Source organism: Candidatus Methanoperedens nitratireducens (assembly GCF_000685155.1).
In the GTDB taxonomy this organism is placed as follows: domain Archaea; phylum Halobacteriota; class Methanosarcinia; order Methanosarcinales; family Methanoperedenaceae; genus Methanoperedens; species Methanoperedens nitratireducens.
Genome location: NZ_JMIY01000002.1, coordinates 130,790 through 150,387, shown reverse-complemented (window position 1 = coordinate 150,387; position 19,598 = coordinate 130,790). Strand labels below are relative to the sequence as shown.

21 protein-coding genes and 1 tRNA gene are annotated in these 19,598 nt (G+C 44.7%); 19 read left to right on the top strand and 3 right to left on the bottom strand.

The window, feature by feature from the left end; genetic code table 11:
* Positions 1-57 precede the first annotated feature (57 nt).
* From ANME2D_RS04615 to mqnC, 8 genes are all read left to right on the top strand, one after another.
* Positions 58-654 carry an amino acid kinase family protein gene (locus tag ANME2D_RS04615; RefSeq protein ID WP_048089430.1) on the top strand — a complete coding sequence of 199 codons (597 nt, stop codon included), beginning with the start codon at positions 58-60 and terminating at the stop codon, positions 652-654.
* Positions 655-702: 48 nt separating this feature from the next.
* A complete protein-coding gene (locus ANME2D_RS17285) occupies positions 703-873 on the top strand; it encodes an HVO_2753 family zinc finger protein (RefSeq protein ID WP_081810137.1) in 171 nt (56 codons plus the stop codon).
* Between the two features lie 5 nt (positions 874-878).
* Positions 879-1,145, top strand: coding sequence for an elongation factor 1-beta (locus ANME2D_RS04610; RefSeq protein WP_048089429.1), 267 nt, complete (start codon positions 879-881; stop codon positions 1,143-1,145).
* 34 nt (positions 1,146-1,179) lie between these two features.
* A tRNA-Ala gene (locus ANME2D_RS04605) sits at positions 1,180-1,251 on the top strand.
* 463 nt (positions 1,252-1,714) lie between these two features.
* A complete protein-coding gene (locus ANME2D_RS04600) occupies positions 1,715-2,227 on the top strand; it encodes a hypothetical protein (protein ID WP_048089428.1) in 513 nt (170 codons plus the stop codon).
* 141 nt (positions 2,228-2,368) lie between these two features.
* Complete coding sequence (locus ANME2D_RS04595) at positions 2,369-3,010, top strand: MarC family protein (protein WP_048089427.1); 642 nt, start codon at positions 2,369-2,371, stop codon at positions 3,008-3,010.
* A gap of 34 nt (positions 3,011-3,044) precedes the next feature.
* On the top strand, positions 3,045-4,523 hold the full coding sequence (locus ANME2D_RS04590) for a dihydropteroate synthase-like protein (protein ID WP_048089426.1): 1,479 nt from the start codon (positions 3,045-3,047) through the stop codon (positions 4,521-4,523).
* The gene (mqnC, locus tag ANME2D_RS04585) at positions 4,510-5,613 is read left to right on the top strand and encodes a cyclic dehypoxanthinyl futalosine synthase (RefSeq protein WP_198527350.1); all 1,104 of its coding nucleotides are present in this window, start codon (positions 4,510-4,512) and stop codon (positions 5,611-5,613) included. Before ANME2D_RS04590 ends, mqnC begins: the two co-directional genes overlap by 14 nt.
* Before the next feature lie 4 nt (positions 5,614-5,617).
* Here mqnC and ANME2D_RS04580 read toward each other — a convergent pair whose 3' ends face one another.
* The gene (locus tag ANME2D_RS04580) at positions 5,618-5,932 is read right to left on the bottom strand and encodes a hypothetical protein (protein ID WP_048089425.1); all 315 of its coding nucleotides are present in this window, start codon (positions 5,930-5,932) and stop codon (positions 5,618-5,620) included.
* Positions 5,933-6,178: 246 nt separating this feature from the next.
* Between ANME2D_RS04580 and ANME2D_RS04575 the strand changes: the two genes are divergently transcribed.
* Together ANME2D_RS04575 and ANME2D_RS04570 are read left to right on the top strand one after the other, a co-directional pair.
* Positions 6,179-7,234, top strand: a complete 1,056-nt coding sequence (locus ANME2D_RS04575) for an AI-2E family transporter (RefSeq protein ID WP_048089424.1) — start codon at positions 6,179-6,181, stop codon at positions 7,232-7,234.
* 60 nt (positions 7,235-7,294) lie between these two features.
* A complete protein-coding gene (locus ANME2D_RS04570; protein WP_048089423.1) occupies positions 7,295-8,617 on the top strand; it encodes a tetratricopeptide repeat protein in 1,323 nt (440 codons plus the stop codon).
* Between the two features lie 11 nt (positions 8,618-8,628).
* Here the strand turns inward: ANME2D_RS04570 and mgtA are convergent, their stop codons facing one another.
* A complete protein-coding gene (gene mgtA, locus ANME2D_RS04565) occupies positions 8,629-11,151 on the bottom strand; it encodes a magnesium-translocating P-type ATPase (protein WP_048089422.1) in 2,523 nt (840 codons plus the stop codon).
* Positions 11,152-11,234: 83 nt separating this feature from the next.
* On the opposite strand from mgtA, the gene ANME2D_RS04560 reads away from it, so the two are divergent.
* The 8 genes from ANME2D_RS04560 (at position 11,235) to mqnE (ending at position 18,268) form a co-directional block, all read left to right on the top strand.
* Positions 11,235-11,711, top strand: coding sequence for a VIT1/CCC1 transporter family protein (locus ANME2D_RS04560; protein WP_048089421.1), 477 nt, complete (start codon positions 11,235-11,237; stop codon positions 11,709-11,711).
* Positions 11,712-11,797: 86 nt separating this feature from the next.
* Entirely contained in the window at positions 11,798-12,952 is a 1,155-nt protein-coding gene (locus ANME2D_RS04555; protein WP_048089420.1) for a M24 family metallopeptidase, read from the top strand.
* Positions 12,945-13,820 (top strand): type II methionyl aminopeptidase, encoded by an 876-nt coding sequence (map, locus tag ANME2D_RS04550; protein WP_048089419.1) that lies wholly within the window; start codon positions 12,945-12,947, stop codon positions 13,818-13,820. The genes ANME2D_RS04555 and map overlap by 8 nt, the downstream gene beginning before the upstream one ends.
* The gene (locus ANME2D_RS04545; protein WP_048089418.1) at positions 13,817-14,605 is read left to right on the top strand and encodes a hypothetical protein; all 789 of its coding nucleotides are present in this window, start codon (positions 13,817-13,819) and stop codon (positions 14,603-14,605) included. The genes map and ANME2D_RS04545 overlap by 4 nt, the downstream gene beginning before the upstream one ends.
* A 94-nt stretch (positions 14,606-14,699) precedes the next feature.
* A complete protein-coding gene (locus tag ANME2D_RS04540; RefSeq protein ID WP_048089417.1) occupies positions 14,700-15,713 on the top strand; it encodes a methyltransferase domain-containing protein in 1,014 nt (337 codons plus the stop codon).
* A gap of 51 nt (positions 15,714-15,764) precedes the next feature.
* Positions 15,765-16,304, top strand: a complete 540-nt coding sequence (locus ANME2D_RS04535) for a ferritin family protein (protein WP_157833967.1) — start codon at positions 15,765-15,767, stop codon at positions 16,302-16,304.
* Complete coding sequence (locus ANME2D_RS04530; protein WP_048089415.1) at positions 16,305-17,120, top strand: TIM barrel protein; 816 nt, start codon at positions 16,305-16,307, stop codon at positions 17,118-17,120. It abuts the gene before it with no gap.
* A 53-nt stretch (positions 17,121-17,173) separates the two neighbouring features.
* Positions 17,174-18,268 carry an aminofutalosine synthase MqnE gene (gene mqnE, locus ANME2D_RS04525; RefSeq protein ID WP_048089414.1) on the top strand — a complete coding sequence of 365 codons (1,095 nt, stop codon included), beginning with the start codon at positions 17,174-17,176 and terminating at the stop codon, positions 18,266-18,268.
* On the opposite strand, the gene ANME2D_RS04520 is transcribed toward mqnE, so the two are convergent.
* Positions 18,265-18,963 carry a (5-formylfuran-3-yl)methyl phosphate synthase gene (locus tag ANME2D_RS04520; RefSeq protein ID WP_048089413.1) on the bottom strand — a complete coding sequence of 233 codons (699 nt, stop codon included), beginning with the start codon at positions 18,961-18,963 and terminating at the stop codon, positions 18,265-18,267. The two genes, mqnE and ANME2D_RS04520, sit on opposite strands and share 4 nt — an antisense overlap.
* A gap of 136 nt (positions 18,964-19,099) precedes the next feature.
* On the opposite strand from ANME2D_RS04520, the gene ANME2D_RS18380 reads away from it, so the two are divergent.
* Positions 19,100-19,598, top strand: a 499-nt coding sequence (locus ANME2D_RS18380) for a hypothetical protein (protein WP_048089412.1), incomplete at its 3' end; no start/stop codon positions are given.

Below are 19,598 nucleotides of genomic sequence, written 5' to 3'. Positions count from 1 at the left end.
TGTATTCGTTTTATACTCCCGTTACATATTTAAACACTGCCGTTTTACTAAAAATTCATGATAGTTGTAAAAATAGGCGGGAGCCTGATACACTGTGCAAAATGGCTTGTAAAAGAGATAACCGATTACTCACATGCAAGCGGGCAGAGAATACTGATAGTACCAGGAGGTTCGATCTTCGCCGATATGGTACGAAAAGTGAATGCTTCGCAGGAAGCATCTCACTGGATGGCAATACTTGCAATGGAACAATACGGCTATTACCTGGGTGATGGAACCCGGGTAAGGCTGATTTATGATCCTGGCGCTGTTGATGGAGTATGCATTCTTCTGCCGTACAATCTCCTGAAAAAAGAGGATGAGCTGCCGCACACATGGGATGTAACCTCTGATACTATAGCCGCATGGGTCGCACTCAGGCTTAAAGCCAGGTTTATTAAAGCAACTGATGTGGATGGGATATATATCAGTGGAACATTGAAAGAAGAGATTCAGGCATCTGAGATTACAGGTATACAGACATGCGTGGATGCACAGCTTCCTCATTTTCTCATAAGAAATAAGATGAACTGCGAGATAATTAACGGAAGCTGTCCCGGTAGATTGATAAATGCTTTTGTGGGCTATTCAATCGGGACACTTATAAAAGGATAGATTTAATAACTTTTGATTCTATGAAAGTCCAGACATAAGGAGAATATTATGGCTAGAGTTGAAGCAAAAAAATGTGTATCGTGCGGAGTAAATCTTATTGAGCGCGGTTATGCGCGATTTCCATGCCCGCAGTGTGGAACAGAACTTGGAAGATGTATTAGCTGCAGGCATCAGAACAATCCTTATAAATGCCCTGTGTGTGGATTTGAGGGGCCGTGAAGAAGATGGGAGAAGTAGCAGCTAAAATAAGAGTAATGCCCTCTGGTATGGACGTTGATTTAAATAAGCTTAAAGACGACCTTGAAAAAGTAATTCCAAAGGGGGCACGACTGCACGGATTCACTGAGGAACCAGTTGCTTTTGGTCTAAAAGCCCTCATGGTAGTAGTTAGAGTAGGCGACATTGAAGGTGGAACTGAGAAAGTCGAAGAGGCCTTCAGTAAAGTAAATGGGGTAGAAAGTGTATCTGTGATAGAACTTGGCAGGATGTAGAAATATTACTTCCTGTGTATCATATTATTTTACGGGGCCTGTAGATCAGGGGTAGATCGTTGCGTTCGCAACGCAAAGGCCGCGGGTTCGAATCCCGCCGGGTCCATTTCTCCTAATTTACAAACAGATAATACAATGGTTCCAGAACTTTCAGTTATATAAGCTCACAAAGAAGCTTGGAATTGCCGACCTGCGGGAATATATTGGCATACGTAAGTAGTACTCCAATTACAATCCTTTCGATCCACGCATTCATCATTATCACCATCATTGTAAACAATTATACACAGTGGAAAAGCTTATATATTGCAATAATCTTAAGTGGCTCAGAGAAGATAATTAAAAGAGCACTAGGTAGCTGGCAGGGTAAATTATGCATAAGGCCAGCTACATGCATTGACCAACTAAAAAGGCAGTCAGCACTGCTTATTTTTGGGATCCACAAGTATAAACCTGTCGGATAAAGGGAAACGTGCTGATGATTACCTTCTCTGTAAAAACGCGTGGTGACGTGGTGAATAAAAACGAACAGAGAAAAAAATCAGTTCTGTAATAAAAAAGGAGGAAATATGAAAATAAGAGTAGTAACAGTAGCATTGTTGATCCTGGTTGCAGCAACTGCGATCCCATCAATGGCAGCAGGTGAAAAGATCGAGATCGATGATGACGAGAACAAAGTAATGTTTCAGAAATTTAAGGAAGGCGATATATGGAGTATAATCCTCTGGAATGCATCTACCAATGCTCTGGCCTACCAGTTCAATGGTACGATTGGAGAGCAAAATACAACGCTGGATGGTAAAACCTGGAAGGTCTGGTTTAACTGCGTTTCACCCGGCGCTCTGAAGCATGGGATTTTATACAGCATAAAGCCAGGAACCTATAACGTAAGTGCGAGTGGAGTAACTGGCGGCAATCTAATTTCGGCAGATCCTGGCATAATAACTATATTAAAATCAGATGGTGATGAATACTCTCCATGTGGCGGGCCAATACCCCCGGTTCCAGAGCTAAGTACAGTCGTCCTTGTCTCGTCAGGGCTGCTTGGAATACTGTTTATTTCAAGAAGATACAAGAATTAATTTATAGCTGATACTCATGCTGCTCCTCTGTATTTTTTTCTTTGGCAGCATGGATCTCAGTTCCTTATGCCTGACGGGGTAGTTGATCACTACGACCAAAATGTTCAATAGCATCTAAACAGAATAGTGATCAAAACAATAATGGCACCAGATCTTACTTCGGATATCACATTTTTCATTTCTGCATTTACGGCCATATTCTCAATAGTCAATCCTGTCACCGGTGTGATGACTTTTATCTCTGTAACCTCGAATATGAACCAGGCTGATAAGCGCCATGTTGCAGAGCGTTCCGTATCAATTGCCTGCGTCATGGCGATCATCTTCGCGATATCAGGTGGACTTATATTAAGATTCTTTGATATCACAACAGATTCACTGAGAATCGCAGGAGGAATATTGCTTTTCCTTGTAGCTATGGATATGCTATTTGCAAGAATTACGCGGGAGAGCATCACATCCGAGGAACTATCGGATGCAGTGCACAGGGAAAATATATCAGTCTTCCCGATGGCAATGCCCATGTTAACAGGACCGGGGGCAATTACAACAATTATCCTGTTTATGGAAAGAGCAGAACATATTGATCTAAAACTGATGGTGATATTCGCTATCCTGGTTACATTTGCCATTACTTTTTTAATTTTCTGGTTCTCTGATTATTTTAATAAGGTAGTTGGAGTAACAGGTACACTGTTATTGACACGACTGATGGGGCTTTTCCTTGCGGCTATAGCTGTTACTTTTATATCTAATGGAATTAAAGGCATGTTTTTAAGTTAGGCCGATCGTTAAAGAGTAATGGATTGAGATTAACATGGATATCCTGGTAGTAACTGGAAGACTGGCAGAGAATGCCGTAAGGAAGTCGGTGCAGGACATGGCTGATGTTCTTGTTCTGGATATAGAGGTCGCTTCGTTTATCACTCCTACCCTGCTCAGGTGGTATCTTTATGATAAAAGGTATGATCTTATATTGATTCCAGGTCTGGCATCAGGTGATTTCAGGGCGCTTGAGAGGGAATCAGGCATGCCTATCCTTCTTGGCCCAAAACATGCTGTTGATCTTGGTTTTGTGCTCTCATACAGTGAGGATATTACCTTTTCCAGAGAAGTCCCTGCCTGTGAACTGCTAACCATGGTGAGGCGCACAAATGCTTTCGAGAAAATAGCCGAACTTGAGGAGAGATCTGTATCGCCATTTATTATGAAAGGAGTGAAGCTTGGCGGGAATTCACGTATGAAGGTAATGGCCGAGATCGTAGATGCAGGCCATCTATCCCGGCAGGAGCTAATGGATAAAATACTATACTTTGTACAGAATGGGGCTGATATTATCGACCTCGGGATCTCTCTGGATACAGAACCAGACGAGGTTAGAACTGCTGTTGAAGTAGCAAGATCTGCAACTCTGGTGCCCATTAGTATCGATACGCTTGATCCCCTGCTAATCAATGCAGCTCTGGATACAGGAGTGGATGCTGTACTGAGCCTGAACTCCGAGAACATCGATGAGGTAAAAGAGAACATTGTTCAAAATTCGGCTACTGCAGTTATAATCCCTGATTGCGCAGGTGATTTAGAGAGTTTATTTAATAATATTGAATCAGCAAGGAATTCGGGAATCAACAATATTATAGCAGATCCTGTGCTTGAGCCGCCGGGTTATGGATTAGTGGAATCAATCAACAGGTACTATGAGTTCCGAAAGCGTGACCTGACAACACCACTTTTTTTTGGTGCGGGCAATGTCACAGAACTGATAGATGCAGATTCAATCGGTATTAATGCCATACTTGCTGTAACTGCCATGGAACTTGATGCCAGTGTTTTATTCACGCCTGAGTACAGTGATAAAGCCCACAGCAGCGTATCTGAGCTAAAGACTGCATCTATTATGATGGCGCTTGCAAGAGAAAGAGGAAGCGCTCCCAAGGACATGGGGATTGATCTCCTTAAGATAAAGGAGAAAAGAAGACGTGCGTTTAGCACTATGCCTGAAGATGTAATCGAAGCTGAGGGCAGTGAAAGATGGCATCTTGACACGGCAGGGTGCTTTAAGATCGATATCACAGATGACCGGGTCATGAATGGGAAGCTCTATCCAGGAAAGATCATAGCAAGAAATAGAAATAACTCAATTGCTGGAACCACAGCAAAGGAAGTTCTTGATACTATCATCAGGCTTGGATTGGTCTCACGGCTTGATCATGCTGCTTATCTTGGTAGAGAACTTATGAGGGCTGAACTTGCCCTGAAATTCAAGAGGAGCTATTCACAGGATGATGAATTTTGATATAATAAAAAGATTAACAGATGATAACGAGCTATCTGAGATTCTCTATCAAGCAATGGGTAATGAGCCGATGGGCATAAAAGAGGGCACAAGGCTGCTTGAATCCAGTAACCTTAACCTTCTGGGCGCAGCAGCAGATGTTTTGCGAAAGCGAAGTGCAGGTGATCTGGTTACCTTTGTTGTGGACAGGAATATAAATTATACCAATATCTGCTCTTCAAAATGCAGGTTCTGCGCATTCTACAGGGAGCCTGATGCGGAGGATGCGTATGTCCTGACGACCAAAGAGATTCTCTCAAAGGTAGATGAGGCTGTCAGGTTAGGCGCAACCCAGATCCTGCTCCAGGGAGGATTGAACCCGAATATCCAGGTTGAATACTGTGAGCATCTCCTCACACAGGTCAAAAAAAGGTTCAATGTCCAGATGCATGCTTTTTCCCCGCCTGAGATAGTGCATATATCAAAGTTATATGGCGCCAGTATCAGGGAAACGATCCTGCGGCTCCATGATGCAGGGCTTGATTCAATACCGGGCGGAGGCGCTGAGATACTGGATGACAGGGTGCGGGGTTATATCTCGCCCGGCAAGATCGGGTGGGAGAAGTGGCAGGAGGTGATGCTGTCCGCCCATTCCCTGGGTATTCCCACCACTGCAACCATGGTCTTCGGGCATGCCGAGACTCTGGAGGAGAGGATAAAGCACATTATCAGGATACGTGATATGCAGAAAAAGTACAGCGGGTTTACTGCCTTTATACCCTGGAGCTTTCAGTCAGAGAATACGCAGTTAAGTGGGAATTCAACTGGCATGGATTACCTCAAGATGGTCGCAGTATCGCGCATCCTTCTCAACGGGTACATCAAGAATATCCAGGCCTCCTGGGTCACACAGGGCATTTCAGTCGCCCAGGTTGCGCTGAACTATGGTGCGAACGACCTTGGAGGAACGATGATAGAGGAAAACGTTGTTCGGGCTGCTGGAGTGCCTTTTCACAGCAAGAGCGTGGATGAGCTTGTGCATGCTGCAAAGAGATTGGGGCGGCCTGTGGCAAAGCGGGATACGCTGTATAATGTGATAGAGAGGTACTGAATATTTAATTAAATATCACCTGTTTTTTTAATCCCAGCAGTAAAAAAATTACTGCCAGGGTCAGCAGAAGGTGTAACATTTCAAGTAATTCAGAAACAACAGGATCAACAATATTATCAAAAGGCCCATATCTGTAGAGTTCTTTAATAGAAAAAACAATTATACTGAGCCCAAAGAAAGCAAATGGAATTTGAATTCTTGTACCTCTATTAGAGAATTCTTTTTTAAAGTCCTTTATTAGAATTAAAACTAATAAAATAAGAGCCTGACCTAATGCGCCATTTAACAACTCCAGATATAACAGAGTCAAACCTACCATTCCTTTGTTTTAAATTAAAGTATCCGATTCTTTCAGCGGAATACTTCCCTATTCCCATATACGGGTTAAAAAGTAATAATAGATAAACGTTTCTATACGTATATTATTGAGCGGATTTGATTGCATAAAGGCATTCATGGCTGATTTTGTACGTTTATCACTATGCTATATTGCTTAGTCGGTAGCGTAAAAGGTATTACTTTAGCTAATTAATTATATATTCTCTGAGAACATTGTCTATATAAAATGCTGAACACTCAATCCACAGACGGGGTATCAAATTTAATAAAGAATAAATGGAAGATCGCACTGTCAGTTATTATTCTATTAGTCACTGCCATGTTCCTGTATATTCTACGCCCGCTGCTGGATGGCATAGTCCTGGGGATAGTCCTCGCATATGTTGCAAGACCTATGAAACAGTATCTTGACAGGTACGTCCCGAGATTATCTCCCTACATTGCTACATTTGCTATTGTTTTCCCAATTTTTTTGATAATCGGCTTAGGTATTATTGAACTTTTCAATCAGATTCTCTGGGTGATTCAAAATCAGGAATATGTGGTTGGATTATTATTGAGCCTTGTTGAGAGCTTTGATCCCCCGGATTTCGTTCGGGACAGGACCAGGGATATTATATTGAATTTTACTTCATATCTTGCACCTATAATAAGTGAATTGCGTATAGGTGATATTGCCAGGACGTCGATAATTGCTGCTATTAATATCCTCATTGCTATTCTACTCGGTTTCTACCTGCTGGTTGATGGCAGCCGTCTTGTTGGAGGGATAACAGAGGTAATCCCGCAGGAAGTGGGTGATTTCTCTCAAAGGTTCCTCAAGCATTTTGATGGGATCCTCTCTGCGATATTCATAGGAAATGCCTATACCGCAATCGTAGATGGACTGTTATCATTGATCATTTTCTCCATATTTGGTTTCTCAAACGTTCTGGCGCTCTCGGCTCTTATGCTCATTGCAGCAATAATTCCAATATTTGCAGGCTGGATGGTGATTGTACCGCTTGCAATCTATAGATATTTTATTGAAATGGAGACTCAGAGCGCAATTATTTTTCTTATAGTTTCGTTCGTGGTGATAATAGCCCTGCCTGAGCTCTTAATCAGGCCATATATTATCAATGTACAATCAAGAATACACCCGATGCTGATCATTATAGCATTCACAGGCGGCGGTCTGGTAGGCGGCATTGCCGGGTTCTTTATAGCACCGATCCTGCTTGGGGCGATAGTTGCAGCATATCGGGCGAATGCGGAACTCATGAATACAGGGCATTTTTAGGCTGTATGCCGGGTACGATGGGTTTATAACAGATTAGGGCGAAACCGCAGGATATAAAAAATGACCGATATTAGAGAGCGGCTTTTGCATCTGGGTTATCATGATACCGGTGCACAGGCTATCCTTGACGAACTCGATACATTATTTAAAGAGATAGGTTTCGATTCGATAAAACAAGCAACAGATACTGCTCTGGAAGCAAAGGATACGGTCGGATTGATCAGTTCACTAAGGGACATGATGGTTCTATTGGAGCATAAGGGATACTACCGCCCTGATGCTCCCACCAGGCTGATAAGACTTCTTGTTAATGGTCTGAATCCCGGGAATGAGGATATATTTGCTATTCTGGATAAGGCTAGAATCCCCCGGGAAGAGAAAATGAAAGAGCAGGAATTCCTTGCATCCTGCGCTGCGATCACCCAGCTTGGTTATATACTCCTGAGCAGTCTCGTACCTGAAGTAAGGGCTGCCAGTTCTGGGCCTCATGTCTTTATCATAATAGACAGTTTCTCACACAATTCAGTGATACTCGTAGATTTCAGCATTGGGTCGATCAGGGAAATAGGGATCGTGCATTATCACAGAACAGAGAATTATTACAAGTTAAAAGACCTATCTGGACTGGATGAGGAGACCTCAGGGCTCCTAACAGAGTATTACTCTTTTTTCAGTGTTACCTCTGACATCGGCCTGAGCCACAATATTCATAACAACCTGGGTATCGCGTATGATAAGATGGGCAGGTACGGGGAGGCTATCGAAGAACTAAAGGAAGCGCTCAGGCTTGATCCCGGCTATATTGAAGTGCACAACAATCTTGCCGTCACCTACAGCAGAATGGGAATGTTCGATGAAGCGATTCTGGAACTTGAAGAGGCTATCAGGCTCAGACCGGAATATACAGAGGCTCACAGCAACCTGGGCAATATCTATGCAGGGCTTGGAAGATACGATGAGGCAATCCGAGAGCTGGAAGCGGCGATCAGGCTCAACCCCGGCTATGCTGGCGCACATAATAACCTTGGGGATATCTATGCCCTGCAAAAGAGAAATGAGGAAGCAATAGAGGAATTCAGGGAGGCTATCCGGCTTGACCCCGACTATTCCCCTGCCCGCAACAACCTCGGGAGTATCTATGCTGAGGTGGGCAGGTACGAGGACGCGCTCAGGGAGTTCCAGGAGGCCATAAGGCTAAATCCTGAGTTTCCTCTGGCCTACCACGGCCTGGGGTTAGCCTATTATAGCCTTGGCAGTTATGAAAGGGCGTCCCATGCATTGATAAAGGCGGTCTATCTCGATCCTGAACTCCTTGAATATGTGCCTGATAAGTTAGGTCTCAAAGTAAGACAGGGCGCCTTGAGGTTAAAGGGAAGAGAATAGATTGATTCTTTTTAAAATTCTACCCTCTTATAAAAGGCTTCTTTTATTCTCTCCGCTGCAATAATGTAAAACACCACAATCATCCACATAATAAGAAAAAACGAAACCGAAAGCGGACTAAATTCAAATATCTTCTTAAGTGGGGTAAAAGGTAAAAGAGATGTACCTACGATAATAAGCAGTGTAGCTGTGAGCAGGTACTTTCCAGGCATACTCTTAAAGAAAGGTCTCCTGGTTCGAATAACAAGTATAATCATCGAAGCTGAGATAACAGATTCAATAAACCAGCCAGTTCTGAATTGATCCACTGTAGCATGGAGGATGAGCAACAGAGCGCCAAATGTGAGATAGTCGAACACGGAACTTAGAATACCAAAGATGATCATAAAAGTACGAATGAACCTGATGTTCCAGCGTCGGGGCCGATCAACCATCTCATTATCCACACTATCGGTTGCTATGGTCATCTCAGGGAAGTCAGTCATGAGATTATTGAGTAGAATCTGTTTGGGCAGCAGGGGAAGAAATGGAAGGAACAGTGATGCTCCTGCCATGCTGAACATGTTCCCAAAATTTGCACTCGTCGCCATAAACACATACTTTAATGTGTTAGCAAAGGTCACCCTTCCCTCGCGCACACCCTGAGCAAGGACAGATAGGTCCTTCTCAAGAAGTACAATATCGGCAGCATCCTTGGCAACATCCACAGCACTATCAACTGAGATACCAGCATCGGCAACGTGGAGTGCTGGCGCATCATTAATCCCATCCCCCATATAGCCCACAACATTTCCAGCTCTCCTAAGAGCCAGAATAATGCGTTCTTTCTGATTTGGCTCGATCTCAGCAAAAATATTTATATAGTTCACCTGCCTGAGCAGTGCCTCATCACTCATCAGGCGAAGATCATGGCCTGTAAGGATCTGTGGATCTGACAATCCCACCTGTTTGCTGACACTGGCAGCGACCAGTCTGTTATCTCCTGTGATGATCTTCAGTGAAACGCCAAGGTGCCTCAGATGGTCTATGGCCTCTGCGACTCCGGATTTGGGTGGATCATAGAAAACAATGAATCCTAGAAAGGTCATGCCAGCCTCATAGTCCTTTGTTATAATCGAGATAGAGCCGATATCCCTGTATGCAATTCCCAGCACGCGAAAGCCTTCGCCGCTTAGCCTCTCAAAGCGCTGCAGGATCTGCTCCCGTGCAACATCTATATCCACTATTATCCCTCTTGATATCTCTGCTGATGTGCACAGAACCAGCACGTTGTGCAGTGCACCTTTGGTCACCATAATATGCGTATCTTCTTTTGAAACCAGAATGCTAAGTCGCTTGCGGATAAAATCATACGGCACTTCATCTAATTTTCTGTAGGCTGAGAGATCGAACGTTCGATGGGCTCGGATAGCTTTGTCGATCGGGTTTACAAAACCTGATTCGTAAATTGCATTAAGATAGGCATACAGAAGGACCTTTTCGCTTTGATTGCCATCAACATCAAGTGCAGCCTGAATGCGCATTACCCCTTCGGTCAGGGTACCTGTCTTATCTGAGCACAGTACGTTCATACTGCCAAAGTTCTCTATCGATGCAAGCCGCTTGACAATGACCTTCTGGCGTGCCATTCGTTTTGCGCCATGGGCAAGATTGACGCTTATTATCGCAGGCAGAAGCTGTGGAGTAAGACCAACAGCGAGTGCTAAGGCAAAAAGAAAAGATTCCAATATCGGGCGTGCCAGGTAGGCGTTGATGGCGAAGATTGTAATTACAAGCAACAGTGTAACTTCGATGAGAAAATACCCGAACCGCCTGACACCGTGCTCAAATTCAGTCTCAGGCGGCCTGAATTCCAGATGCTTAAAAACTTTACCGAATTCGGTCTCAGCCCCGGTATATAAAACCATAGCTTTGGCTGTGCCACTGACCACATGTGTTCCCATAAAGAGACTGTTCGTACGCTGGCCAAGCGGCTTCTCTTTTGGTAAAACACCGGGCACTTTCTCTACAGGATAGGTTTCACCCGTCAGGGCGGCTTCGTTGATAAAGAGATCTCTGGACTCTAATATCAGACAATCTCCCGGGATACCATCTCCTGCGGCAAGAAGAACTATATCTCCCGGTACAACATCTCCAACAGGTATTTCCTTTCTGTCTCTATCGCGAAGCACAGTTGCATTCACACGTACTGTGGATATCAGCCTCTCAACCACATTTGCTGCACCCCATTCCTGCCAGAACCCGAGTAGACCGCTTATAAAAATGATTATCAATATAATAATAGTATCGACCGGATCACCCAGAAAGAATGATAATATTACTGCAAAGATGAGGATAAGAATAATCGGACTCTTGAACTGAGCAAGTAGAAGCATAAGCGCGTCTATTCTCTTCCTTGGTGTCAGGAGATTTGGTCCGTAGCGTATGAGTCGCTGCTGTGCTTCATCACTGGTTAAGCCTTCTTGTGTTGTTTGAAGCCGCTGAAGAAGTTCAGATGCCTGGATGCTCCAGAATGCCAATCGATGCTGGTTCACATAAACGCCTCCACTGTAAGTGCTACCTACATATATCTGCTGAGCCTCTCATTAATATATCATCAGGATACTACATATTATTGATGAGAGATTCCTTGAGGACGGGGTTTAGTTTTGGCATAACATCCGGGATAATCACAACGCTTGGATTAATTGTAGGTTTACATGCCGGCACACATTCAAAATCCGTGATTATCGGCGGCATATTGACCATAGCGATAGCAGATGCGTTCTCTGATGCGCTTGGCATTCACGTCTCTGAGGAATCAGAAAACAGGCATACTACGATGGAGATATGGATCTCAACATTCTCTACGTTTTTGACAAAATTTATTTTTGCGATTACATTTATTGTTCCTATTTATCTATTACCGCTCACAGAGGCAATTATCATAAGTGTAGTCTGGGGGCTGTCCCTGCTTGGAGTCTTCAGCTTCTACATAGCAAAACAGCAAAAAGCAAAACCATGGAAGGTAGTAATGGAACACCTGCTCATAGCATTAATAGTAATAGGTATAACAAATTATGTAGGGGACTGGATCGGGGCAACCTTTGGTTAGCCTGAACCAGGGAGAGAAAATCAAATACTAAATAACAGCATTTTTAGCAGTAGCATATATACTCGGACGAAAAAGAAGGTGAACAAATGAAACTGAATATTGGTGATGCCGATGCTTTCCTTATGGTGAGCGAAAGTGCGCACAGCGCGGATATGTATTATGCGACCGGGTTTTTAGCCCATGACCCGTTCATATACCTATACTCCAGGGACGAGAAGCTCCTTGTCTCTGATATGGAACTTGGGAGAGCAAGAAAAGAATCCAGATTAGAGGATGTACTTCCAGCCTCCAGATATAGTATGATGGAAAAGCTCAGGAAGCTTAAAGATATTGATGCAGCGTATTGTGAGATGATCGTTGAATTTTTAAATTCCGAGGCAGTGAAACGTATCGCAGTACCTTATAACTTCTCAGTACAGCTTGCAGATTGCATGAGGGGGGAAGGCTTTGATGTGCTCCCGGTAAAAAGTCCTTTTCGAGAGATGCGCGAGGTAAAAACAGAACATGAAGTTGCAGCCATAGAAAAAGCCCAGAGGGCGGGTGAGCGGGCGCTTGCAGATGGGATTTCTGCGATCAGGAACGCCTCTGTCAGGAACGGGGTGCTGTGGCAGGAGAACGAGCCTCTTAGAGCAGAGGATGTAAGGGCAATAATCGAGATCTCGCTTCTCTCACTGGGATGCGAGGCACCGGATATCATTATTGCGTGCGGGCGGGGCAGCAGCGACCCCCACTGGCATGGAGAGGGGGAACTGCTTGCTGATGAACCAATTGTTATCGATATGGTGCCGCGCTCAAAAAAAGAGAGGTACTACTCTGATATGACAAGGACGGTAGTGCGCGGAACTCCTGCCGGGGAACTGGAGGATATGTACTCTGCTGCCAGGGATGCACAGGCTGCAGCGATTAATAAGATAAGAGCAGGCATCACAGGCAGTGAGATCCACAACATCGTATGCGATGTGCTGGAAGAGAGGGGATACGAGACCGCAAGGGGCAGGAGCGGAGAGTTCACAGAGGGTTTTATCCACTCAACAGGGCATGGCGTGGGGCTTGATATCCATGAGGGCCCGAACCTGAGTGAAAGTGGCAGGGAACTGAGAGCAGGCTGTGCTGTCACGGTTGAACCCGGTCTCTATTACAGAGAAATAGGAGGAGTAAGGATAGAGGATGTTGTGGTCGTGACCAAAAGCGGATGCAAGAATTTAACTATGTTCGGGAAGAATCTGGTGTTAGATGAATAAGGAAGATGAGATTATAGAGAAATACAGACAGGCCGGGAGAATACTCACAGAAGTACGCGCAGAGGCCGTTAAAAAGGTAGATATCGGCGTAAGCCTGCTTTCTGTTGCTGAGTTCACCGAGAACCTGATACGTGAGAGGGGAGGTGAGCCTGCGTTTCCTGTGAACATATCCAGAAATGATGAGGCAGCACATTCAACTCCATCGTTCGGTGATAAAGCGGTTTTTGGAGAGGATATGGTGAAGCTGGATATCGGGGTACATATAGACGGCTATATTGCCGATACCGCGGTAACTGTTGATCTATCGGGCAACCCGGAGCTTGTCGCTGCTTCAGAATCTGCTCTTGCTGAGGCAATCAAGCTTATCCGTGCAGGTGTGAACACCTCTGATATCGGCGGTGCAATAGAGGACGCAATAGGTTCATTCGGATACAGGCCTGTAATCAATCTCACAGGGCACGGGCTTGAGCAGTATATCCAGCATGCTCCGCCTGCGATTCCGAACAAAAGGATGCCGCACGGGGTGATACTCGATGAAGGGGATATAGTTGCTATAGAACCGTTCGCCACAGACGGTGCAGGAAAGATCTACGATGCAGGGAACGCTGAGATCTATCATCTTGTTTCAGATAAGCCTGTGCGCCATCCCTCAGCCAGGAAGCTGCTTGAGGAGATAAAGAAGTATAAGACACTGCCGTTTGCGAAAAGATGGCTTGGCAACAATATCGATTTTGCCATGGTGCAACTGGTAAAAGCTAATATAATCAGACCATACCCTGTACTGAAGGAAATCGAGGGCGGGCTTATCTCGCAGGCTGAACACACGGTGATCGTTACAGCAGACGGGTGTGAGGTCATAACCAGATGAGGCTTTTTTTTGCTTTTGTTCTCATAGCCCTGACTGCAGGAGCTGGCGGAGCAGAGCGTTTATGGGTTAATGATATTACAGTAAATGAATACAATATGACATGGAACTACATCGAGACTTATACAGGCGCGGATTCAGTAACATACAGGATCAGTATCGATAGCAATAACGACAGTTTTATCAATGCATGGGAGCTCCTGAACGCAGACAGGGAGCTGCGAAAATGGCTTAAAGATACGATTGAGAGAGAACCGGATATCAGGATAGATAACGAGACACGGAGGATCGAGATGATGGATGTTGGCTCTGCATTATCACCTGAGGCCATTGGGGAGGCGCACGCAGCCGGTCCCATCGTGAATGAATACAGCGTCACCTACAGGTTTAAAGACAGCATCCTTAACTCAAGCAGCATATGGTTCCTGGGACAGGCAAATACCCGGGTTACCATTGCTATGCCTGCAGGGGTTGATATCATCAATATCAGCGGCATGGATAATATCACAAAAAATATTACAGATCGTACGGAGATTACAGGATACTTCAGTGAGATATCAAAGGATCGGGGAGAGATAACCCTGAATCTGACAGGGAATACTTCTATTCGGGTACCCGATGCTAATTCTGATGTTAATGTATCAAATACTACTTCGACTGCGCCGGCAGAACCAGAAGAGAACTCAGCAAAGCCCATGGCATTATCAAAGATAAGAGGCGCAGTTATTATCGGGATCGGGTCTGTGATCATCCTGTTGATATATCTCTTTAAGATAAAGAGAAGGTAGCCTGTGGATATTATCTGCGTTTATCTGCGTTCATCGGCGGTTAATAAAATTGAACATAAAATACGGAAATTTAAGAAATAGGCTGTAGATCTAAATGACCCGTGATAAACGCACTGTTAAGTTTACAAAGCCGATTGTATCAGACGAGGAGGGGCTGCGGCTTGCCACACCCGAGATTGTGGCAAAATATATAGCGAAGCGGCTGAAAACAGATATAATCGCGGATTTAGGCTGCGGGATTGGAGGGCAGGTGATCTTCTTTGCAAAAGAATGCAAGAAAGTCTATGCGGTCGAGAGAGATCCGAAAAAACTTGAATATGCAGAAAAGAATTGTGAGACCTACAATGTAAAAAATGTCGAATTCATACTGGGCGATGCGCTATCAGAGAGTACGAAAGCTCAGGTATCAGATGCTGATATCATCTTCTCCGATCCTGCGCGCCCTTTAGCAGAGAAAGAGCGAACACTGGAGAACCTCGAGCCTCCTATCACCGGGATATTGAAGCTCTACTCCGATATCACAGAGAGATTTGCGTTCCATGCCCCGCCGCAGATGCCGCCAGCACGGATAACCCTGGATTGCGAGCGCGAGTACCTGTCACTAAACGGCCAGTTAAATAGACTTACCCTTTATTTTGATGATCTCAAACGATGCGAGCGAAGTGCGGTTGTGCTCCCTGGCGAATCGCATCTCTGCTCCTCTGATGCGCCTTCGATTAAAACAGGTCATCTGAGAGAGTATGTCTATGAGCCGCAGCCCTCTGTAGTGAAAGCAGAGCTTCTAAACGAACTGGCTCAGACAACAGCAGGCGATCAGGTCTTCTATTATAAGGGAGATGAGAGGCGCACCCTTCTTACATCCTCAAAACCTATCGACTCGCCTTTTTTTAAGGATAGTTACAGGGTTGTGGGCAGGACTGAGAGGGATATCCATAAGATGAGGGAGCTCTTCAGGAAAGAAAAGGCAGGAAAAGTTGTCCTGCGTTTTGATGTTGAGCCTGAGAGATACTGGGACATCAGAAAAAAGCTTGAAGAGGGATCAAGAGGTGAAAGGGTCCTGCATGTGTTCGGGTTCGGGGATGAGGTGGTGGTGTGTGAGAAGATGTGATGAGCAGTCATGCAGGGCCAGAACATAGGACCTGACAATCTTTATTACTGATTGGAATCATTTTCTAAAGGGGGTGTGAATAATACGAATAATCAGAGTGACATGCTTCTGGATATCCTAAAAGAAGCTATATCGATTGAGATCTATGGAAAGGAGTATTACTCGATATTCAGCGACATTGTTGAGGACGATAATCCAAAAGCGCTGTTCAGAGAACTTTCGAAGTATGAGGCGAAGCATCAGGAACTGATTGAGAAGGAATACAAAAGGATCTCAGGGAGGTCAATTGATATCAAGGTGCTGGATGAGGAGAACACAGAGAGAGCCAGGCGTATATTTCCAGAACCCCTGCGGCCTCTGAATATAGAGGAGACAAAGGACGTACTTAAGCTCGGGATCAAAGTTGAGGAGAGATCTATTGAACTATACTCAGGCAGCGCACAAAAAACAGAGGATATATCAGCCAGGGATCTGTTCCTGAGACTCGTGCATTTCGAGGAGGGGCACAAGGAGACGCTTATTGAGGCACTGGATCATCTTGAGCAGGTGGGCTCGTGGTACGGTTATTCTCCTCTTGAGATAGAGGGTTGAATGGAGCGCCTGCTCTTTGGTACGGCAGGCACACCGACCAGTTCAAAAAGAAAGAGCAGCATCTCTGGAATCAAGCAGACCCATGAACTCGGTCTCGGGTGTATGGAACTCCAGTTCCTGCATGATGTCAGGATGGGTGAAAAAACAGCGCGTACCGTGGGTGAAGTGGCAAAGGAACTCGATATTAAATTAAGTGCTCATGCACCATACTATACAAATCTCAATACATACGGTGCAAAATTTTTTGTGAATAAGGGCAGAATACTGCAGTCAGCAAAGATCGCAAGTATATGCGGGGCAAGAAGCGTGGTGATCCATGCTGCATCCTACCAGAGGGACATACCGCAGGCTGTGTACGAGAGAGTAAAAAACACCCTTGGCAGTATCCAGAAACAATTAAGGGACGAGGGTATGGATATCACACTGCGGGTTGAGACGACTGGACGCAGGTCGCAGTTCGGGAATCTTGATGAGGTGCTTGCCCTGACCGAAGTAGAAGGAGTTTTGCCGTGCATCGATTTCCCGCACCTGCATGCAAGGACAGGAAGATATGACTCAGGTGAGGAATTTGCACTGGTTCTGGCGCAGGTGGAGTATACGCTTGGACATGAGGGGCTCAACGATATGTATATACACGCTACTGGAGTAGAAGCCTGGGAAAAAGAGAGAAGGATGCATTTTGCACTCGAAGAACCAGATTCTAAATACAAGGAGCTGGCACAGGTTTTTTCTGATTTCGATGTTAGGGGTATGGTGATCTGCGGATACCCCAATCTTGAGAAGGATGCGCTTGAGTTAAAAAGGGAATATGAATAAAAAGTCTCAAAAAACGATGCCCTTATCTATTATCTGCATATAAATACAGGTAGATGGACGAGCTATCATCAATAATAGAAAAAATACAGGCTTCAGAGGATCTGGATTTCGAGGATGGCATGCTGCTGATGGAATCCCGGAACCTTTCCCTCATCGGTGCGCTTGCGGATTATGCGCGCAAAAAGACCGTGGGAGACAGGGTCATGTTCATATCTAATTGCCATATCAATTACACAAACATCTGCGCCTCAAAATGCAGGTTCTGCGCGTACTTCAGGGACAGGGAGCAAAAAAGCGCTTTTACCCTTACTATTGATGAGATAATGGAGAAAGCAGAAAAAGCATGGAAAATGGGCGCAACTGAACTGCATATCGTTGGCTCTCTTAACCCGGAGCTTCCTTTTGAATATTACGAGGACGTGCTCAGTCATCTCAATGAGAAGTATCCTGCTATGTCGCTTAAGGCATACACCGCTGTGGAGATTGCATACCTTGCAGGGAATTCAGGAATGAGTATAAAAGAGGTGCTCTTGCGTCTGAAAAGAGCAGGGCTCACAAGCCTTCCAGGAGGCGGAGGCGAGATATTCAATGAGGAAACAAGGAAAAAGATCTGTCCTGACAAAATAAGCGGCGAAGAGTGGCTTGAGGTCATGGGGACAGCACATCGCCTTGGAATAAAGAGCAATGCTACGATGTTATACGGCCACATCGAGACACACTCAGATATTGTAGACCATATTCTCAGGCTAAGGGAATTGCAAAAAAGAACAGGCGGGTTCCAGGCATTTATCCCCCTGAGATTCCATCCTGATAATACAGATCTGCAAAAAACCGCCAGGATACGATACGGTCCCACAGGTTTTGATGACCTTAAAATAACCGCCATCTCGCGCCTTTTGTTAAACGGCTATATCAACAACATCAAGGCCTACTGGGTCATGGTGGGTGAAAAGATCGCACAGATCGCGCTTCACTATGGCGCAAACGATATTGACGGTACCGTGATGGAAGAGCGCATCACACATGCTGCAGGCGGCGCTACGCCTGAGTATATGCCAAAAGACAGGCTGATTCATTTAATAAAAAGTGCTGGCAGGATTCCGGTTGAGCGAACCACGAACTATGAAGTGATAAAAGAATATAATTAAGCTAAGAGATCTTTTAATCGCTCAACAAGTTCCTTCTTTATGGTAGAATTACGGTCCCCGCCGCATACACATCCTCTGACCCCGATGATATCAGGCGATATGCGTCTTAAGGATGGAATATCATCAAACTTTATAGTACCTGCAATGGCTGTTTGAAGTCCATAGTCTTTTGCACCTGATACGAACTCAACCAGTTCCTGCTCTTCAAGGAACTCAAATGTGGAGCGACCGTCCTTTATACCCGTATCCATCATTACAACATCAACACCCGCCCTGGCACCAATGGAGGGAAGTTCAAACGGCGAGATAGAATTGATCCGCCGGTAATCTGAATAGCCTGAGGCAACTACTTTTTTATTTTTATCAAAATCTTTTACAGAGCGGACAATGCCGGTCAGCATATCCAGTGCCTGCTCTCCTGTCTGGATATCGTATAATCCCACCTTGATGTATTCAGCCCCTGCAACAGCAGCACCCAGTGCAGCAAGTGAGGCAGTTCCCGGCTTATAATTAAAATCTCCTATTGTAGCGCTAACAGGTACGGAACCTGCCACTTTCTTAACAGCGCTTATCATCCAGGGAAAATTAGCACCAAGTGAGCCTTCTTTTGGGTTCTTAACATCGATTATATCCGCTCCGCCAAGTTTGCAGGTATTTGCCTCTTCTATGTTGATAGGGCTTACGAGTAACTTCATAACTATTAAACCAGATAACGTCTCTTGTACATTTATGTTTCGAATTTGTTATGCTACACTAAATTTATGTTGCATCTGTTAAGAACTGTCGATCGAAGATGTTGCTGAACTGATTGCAGGAAGAGTAACCGGTTCTTTGATTCAAGAAATAGCCAGAGAAGAAAGAAACTCACTCAGGAATGAGAAAAAGCGACCATGGTCAATAAAAACGAGGAGACCATTCAGAGGCATAATCGATAGGGTCGAGATAACCTTTAGAGAAAGCATAGAGCTGGCAGAAAAAGTAGCCAAAGAATTTGGCTCTCCATTTGAACTCTCGAACAGAGGCAGACCTCAGGAATATGATCCAATAAAACTGGCAGCCGCCATACTGGTCAAAGGAATGAGGTCATTTGTGGATCTCTCCACAGATTTAAAAAATATTGAATATGATATGACAATTAAAGGCAGCGGAAAATATCCTTGCCCTTCAGAATTACACACCGTCTTTCAAAAAATACCGAAAGAATGGTTAGAAATGGCATTGCAGAGACTTGATGAGCTATCTGTTAAGGAGTTCTTTAAATTTGGCGAAAAATATCCAATATTATTTCCCTCTTACCCCAGGGTTCGACAGTTACAGCGGATGCCGAATT

Excerpts from the sequence above, each read along its gene's own strand:
- ANME2D_RS04610 (WP_048089429.1), top strand. The coding sequence starts at position 879 with ATGGGAGAAGTAGCAGCTAAAATAAGAGTAATGCCCTCTGGTATGGAC.
- ANME2D_RS04570 (WP_048089423.1), top strand. The coding sequence starts at position 7,295 with ATGACCGATATTAGAGAGCGGCTTTTGCATCTGGGTTATCATGATACC.
- ANME2D_RS04590 (WP_048089426.1), top strand. The coding sequence starts at position 3,045 with ATGGATATCCTGGTAGTAACTGGAAGACTGGCAGAGAATGCCGTAAGG.
- ANME2D_RS04600 (WP_048089428.1), top strand. The coding sequence starts at position 1,715 with ATGAAAATAAGAGTAGTAACAGTAGCATTGTTGATCCTGGTTGCAGCA.
- ANME2D_RS04540 (WP_048089417.1), top strand. The coding sequence starts at position 14,700 with ATGACCCGTGATAAACGCACTGTTAAGTTTACAAAGCCGATTGTATCA.
- ANME2D_RS04545 (WP_048089418.1), top strand. The coding sequence starts at position 13,817 with ATGAGGCTTTTTTTTGCTTTTGTTCTCATAGCCCTGACTGCAGGAGCT.
- ANME2D_RS04615 (WP_048089430.1), top strand. The coding sequence starts at position 58 with ATGATAGTTGTAAAAATAGGCGGGAGCCTGATACACTGTGCAAAATGG.
- mqnC (WP_198527350.1), top strand. The coding sequence starts at position 4,510 with ATGATGAATTTTGATATAATAAAAAGATTAACAGATGATAACGAGCTA.
- map (WP_048089419.1), top strand. The coding sequence starts at position 12,945 with ATGAATAAGGAAGATGAGATTATAGAGAAATACAGACAGGCCGGGAGA.
- ANME2D_RS04520 (WP_048089413.1), bottom strand. The coding sequence starts at position 18,963 with ATGAAGTTACTCGTAAGCCCTATCAACATAGAAGAGGCAAATACCTGC.
- ANME2D_RS04575 (WP_048089424.1), top strand. The coding sequence starts at position 6,179 with ATGCTGAACACTCAATCCACAGACGGGGTATCAAATTTAATAAAGAAT.
- ANME2D_RS17285 (WP_081810137.1), top strand. The coding sequence starts at position 703 with ATGGCTAGAGTTGAAGCAAAAAAATGTGTATCGTGCGGAGTAAATCTT.
- ANME2D_RS04595 (WP_048089427.1), top strand. The coding sequence starts at position 2,369 with ATGGCACCAGATCTTACTTCGGATATCACATTTTTCATTTCTGCATTT.
- ANME2D_RS04580 (WP_048089425.1), bottom strand. The coding sequence starts at position 5,932 with ATGGTAGGTTTGACTCTGTTATATCTGGAGTTGTTAAATGGCGCATTA.
- mqnE (WP_048089414.1), top strand. The coding sequence starts at position 17,174 with ATGGACGAGCTATCATCAATAATAGAAAAAATACAGGCTTCAGAGGAT.
- ANME2D_RS04530 (WP_048089415.1), top strand. The coding sequence starts at position 16,305 with ATGGAGCGCCTGCTCTTTGGTACGGCAGGCACACCGACCAGTTCAAAA.
- ANME2D_RS04560 (WP_048089421.1), top strand. The coding sequence starts at position 11,235 with ATGAGAGATTCCTTGAGGACGGGGTTTAGTTTTGGCATAACATCCGGG.
- ANME2D_RS04555 (WP_048089420.1), top strand. The coding sequence starts at position 11,798 with ATGAAACTGAATATTGGTGATGCCGATGCTTTCCTTATGGTGAGCGAA.